We start from the raw sequence: 3,816 nt of genomic DNA, 5'->3' as shown, positions 1-3,816 counted from the left end.
TTGCCCGCATCGAGCAAGGCGAAGAAGCAAAAGGCTCTGTTTGGAAACAAATGACGGAAGCGAGAAATCAGTAGTTTTTAAGTGAAATTTTTTGGAAAAATGTTAGCATTAGTGATTCGTATCACATTTGCTAACATTTTTGCAATTCTCATTACCATTTCTATTAAAACATCTAGAATAAGTGAAATCATTCGAAATACACGTTATGATAAAGAATGAAAAAGATTACGTCAAATAAAGCAATTGAAACCGAAAGAGGCGAAATATATGAATGCATACGATGAGTACATGAAAGAAGTAGTTAAACCCATGAGAGCAGAACTAGTGAATGTTGGCTTCAAGGAATTGACAACTGCCGATATGGTGAATGAACATATGGCGGAGGCTAAGGGAACATCTTTAGTGGTAATTAATTCAGTTTGTGGTTGTGCAGCTGGATTGGCACGTCCGGCAGTCTCTGAGGCATTAACAGAAGTGGAAAATAAGCCTGAACATTTGGTAACTGTTTTTGCAGGACAGGACCAGGAAGCGACTTATCAAATGCGCGCTTACTTTGAAGAAGTGCCACCAAGTTCACCTTCAATTGCAGTTGTGAAAGATGGTCAACTAGCTTACTTCATTCCGCGTGAACAAATTGAAGGGTTTCCGATGGAACAAATCAAAGATCATTTAGTTCAAGTATTGAACCAAGTTACATCTGCGTGAAAACGATTGTAACTACTGCTGGCAGGCCAACCGATTTGACGATACAGTTCGCGAAAAATGCTGCCAGCAAATTGGGATTGTCTTATATCGACCGTCAGAAAAGAACTGTCACTCAATTACAGCAACATTATCAAAGTAATGTGCTCGTGGCGGCTAAAAGTCGCTGGGAGTATCATGCGTTAAACTCAAAAGAACCGTTCTTTTATCATCCAAGCTCCGCAATGTTCCGATTGAAACGAGTGGCAAGAGGAGAACATGATCCTTTGCTGGATGTATGTCAACTGCAAACCGGGGATTCTTTCCTGGATTGTACACTTGGTTATGCATCGGACAGTTTGTTGGCCGCATATGCAGTAGGAGAGACTGGCACCATTCATGGCTGCGAAGCTAATCCTGTGCTTGCGTTTATTTTACATGAAGCTTTTCATGGAGGGCGAACTGATCATACGGAATATCAAAGCCTCATGAATCGCATTCAAGTGATTTCTTCTGATGCTGTTACTTATTTGAAGCAGCTAGCAGACAAATCTGTTGATGTCATTTATATGGACCCTATGTTTGAAACTTCTATTACGGAGTCAGTAAATATAAGTCCATTGCGGGCATTGGGGATTCAGGATGCTTTAAACGAAGAATGGGTAGAGGAAGCAAAACGCGTTGCTAAAAAGCGAGTAGTGTTAAAGGCGCATTTTGGCTCACCTTGGTTCGAACAGTTTGGTTTTGAACAAATCAAACGGCCAAATACAAAATTTCATTATGGATTCATAGAAAAAGCTGCAACTCAATGAATGAGTTGCAGCTTTTCATGTTCAGTCTGTAAAGTTTAAAGAAGTCAAGTACGCGAGCAAAAGTAACATTCCAATTCCAATCACTGTATGCATGTCCATAATAATTCCTCCTACTTAAAAAACGAAGCGATTTCTACATTTTTATTGTACAATGAATTATAGAAAGATGAAACCTTTTCGTGATTCAATTCGTATAACTTATAGAATCTTGTTAAAAATTGTACAAACTTGAAGGTGATAATGGATGAAAAATTGGATTCAGAAAACGTTAGTAATTGCAGTTGCACTTCTGACATTTGGTGTAATATCGCCTAACCATGTAATTTGGGAAAACTTACTGGATGAAAAAGCGAACCAAAAATCGATTTCTTCCCACAATACGCAACCTACATATGCTGTGGAATGGTCTGAAGAAGCACCATCTACTTTTCTTGGAGATGCCATTGTTCAAGCAAAAGAGCAATCATTAGTTAAGTTCGGCTCACGTATTGGTCCCGTTATCACCAATGAATTTGACGAAGTCATCTTCCCGARAATTCAAGAAGCGATTGAAATGACTTTATTTGAAATGGACAACAAAACACTCAACTCATTGGCAATCAGTGAAAACCCATCCGGGGATCACAGTGAAAAGATTTTCCACATTTTTGATACAACAACGAAATCCGATGTAATCCGTTTTCATGTAAGAACGGAGAACCGACCWCAAGACGGTTATTATTTTAATTTTCATTACCATACATCGTCAGATGAATTCGCCAAACACTACATGTTAGGTGATATTTATTGGTCGAAAAACATGCCACCAAAGTGGTTATCATAATGCATAAGACCTTTTTCAATGCATGTCGCTGAAAAAGGTTTTTTCACATCTAAATTTCTGGAGGTTATATATATGGATCAGTATTTGCAACTTTGTAAAACAATTCTGGCTAATGGTGCAGTAAAAGATGACCGTACGGGAACCGGTACAAAAAGTATTTTCGGCTATCAAATGCGTTTCGATTTAACGAAAGGATTTCCTTTAATGACAACGAAACGGACAGCAATGAGATTGATTGTTTCTGAATTGCTTTGGTTTTTAAAAGGGGATACCAATGTAAAAACGTTAATCGCTGAAAACAACCATATTTGGGATGAATGGGCTTTTGAAAAATGGGTAAATAGCGAAGACTATAATGGTCCGGATATGACGGACTTTGGTTTGCGTGCAGCACAAGATGAAGCATTTCAACAAATTGTAGATGAGCAAATGGTTATTTTCAGGGAGAGAATTCTGTCCGATGATGAGTTTGCGAAAAACTATGGGGATCTTGGTCCTGTGTATGGCCGTCAATGGCGTTCATGGCCATCGGCTGATGGGACATCAATTGATCAGTTGAAGAATCTCATCACGTCACTAAAAAACAATCCAGATTCGAGACGACATATTGTCACTGCATGGAATCCATCTGAAGTAGATCAAATGGCCTTGCCTCCGTGTCATACATTTTTCCAGTTTTATGTTGCCGACAACAAGTTGTCATGTCAATTGTATCAGCGAAGTGCTGATGTTTTCTTGGGTGTACCTTTTAACATTGCTTCTTACGCTTTATTGACCCATTTGATTGCAAGGGAATGCAATCTGGAAGTCGGCGAATTTGTCCATACACTAGGCGATGCGCACATTTATTCAAATCATATGGATCAAGTGAACGAACAACTTGCGAGGGAGCCTCGTGATTTGCCCACATTGTCGATTTCAAGTGATAAGACGTCCATATTTGATTTTGAAACCTCGGATATTTCAGTAGAAGGATACAATCCACATCCACGAATTAAAGCACCGATTGCGGTGTAGAGAGAAGGAGTTTTATGATTTCATTAATCGTTGCACATGATATGAATCGCGTAATTGGCAAAGACAATAAAATGCCATGGCATATTCCAAATGAACTGGCTTATTTTAAGGAAAAAACGATGGGGAAGGCCATTGTGATGGGACGCAATACGTTTGAATCCATTGGACGTCCTTTGCCTGGCCGTTTGAACATAGTGATTACACGGAATACTTCTTATAATCCGGAAGGAGTAACAATTGTCCATTCGATTGAAGAAGCGATTGAGATTGCAAGAAAGCATCATGAAGAAGTCATGATCATTGGTGGGGAGCAAATTTTTAAAGAAGTTCTACCATATTCAGACYTGATTTATGTCACGCTTATTCAGAATGAGTTTGAAGGAGATACGTTTTTCCCACCTTATGAAGACGGCTGGGATGTTGCTTCCACTTCAGAAACCATTACAACAGATAGCGGGTTACAATACCAATACATGATTTATA

At 39.1% G+C, this 3,816-nt stretch carries 5 protein-coding genes; all 5 read left to right on the top strand.

The annotated features are described in order from the left end of the window. Positions 1–267 precede the first annotated feature (267 nt). Positions 268–705: a BrxA/BrxB family bacilliredoxin gene (locus tag AC1DSB_RS15980; protein ID WP_342543760.1), complete on the top strand. Its 438-nt coding sequence runs from the start codon at positions 268–270 to the stop codon at positions 703–705. Further along, positions 702–1,493, top strand: a complete 792-nt coding sequence (locus AC1DSB_RS15975; RefSeq protein WP_477531977.1) for a class I SAM-dependent methyltransferase — start codon at positions 702–704, stop codon at positions 1,491–1,493. Before AC1DSB_RS15980 ends, AC1DSB_RS15975 begins: the two co-directional genes overlap by 4 nt. Positions 1,494–1,737: 244 nt before the next feature. Beyond that, positions 1,738–2,316, top strand: coding sequence for a YpjP family protein (locus AC1DSB_RS15970; protein ID WP_477587093.1), 579 nt, complete (start codon positions 1,738–1,740; stop codon positions 2,314–2,316). A gap of 72 nt (positions 2,317–2,388) precedes the next feature. Beyond that, a complete protein-coding gene (locus AC1DSB_RS15965; RefSeq protein WP_477531975.1) occupies positions 2,389–3,333 on the top strand; it encodes a thymidylate synthase in 945 nt (314 codons plus the stop codon). A gap of 14 nt (positions 3,334–3,347) precedes the next feature. After that, positions 3,348–3,816 (top strand): dihydrofolate reductase (locus AC1DSB_RS15960; RefSeq protein WP_477587092.1); only part of this gene is annotated, 469 nt, incomplete at its 3' end.

This window comes from Paenisporosarcina sp. P4_E4_2 (genome assembly GCF_056401595.1).
The sequence above is the reverse complement of the archived record's forward strand: the minus strand, read 5'-3'. Positions and strand labels throughout refer to the sequence as shown.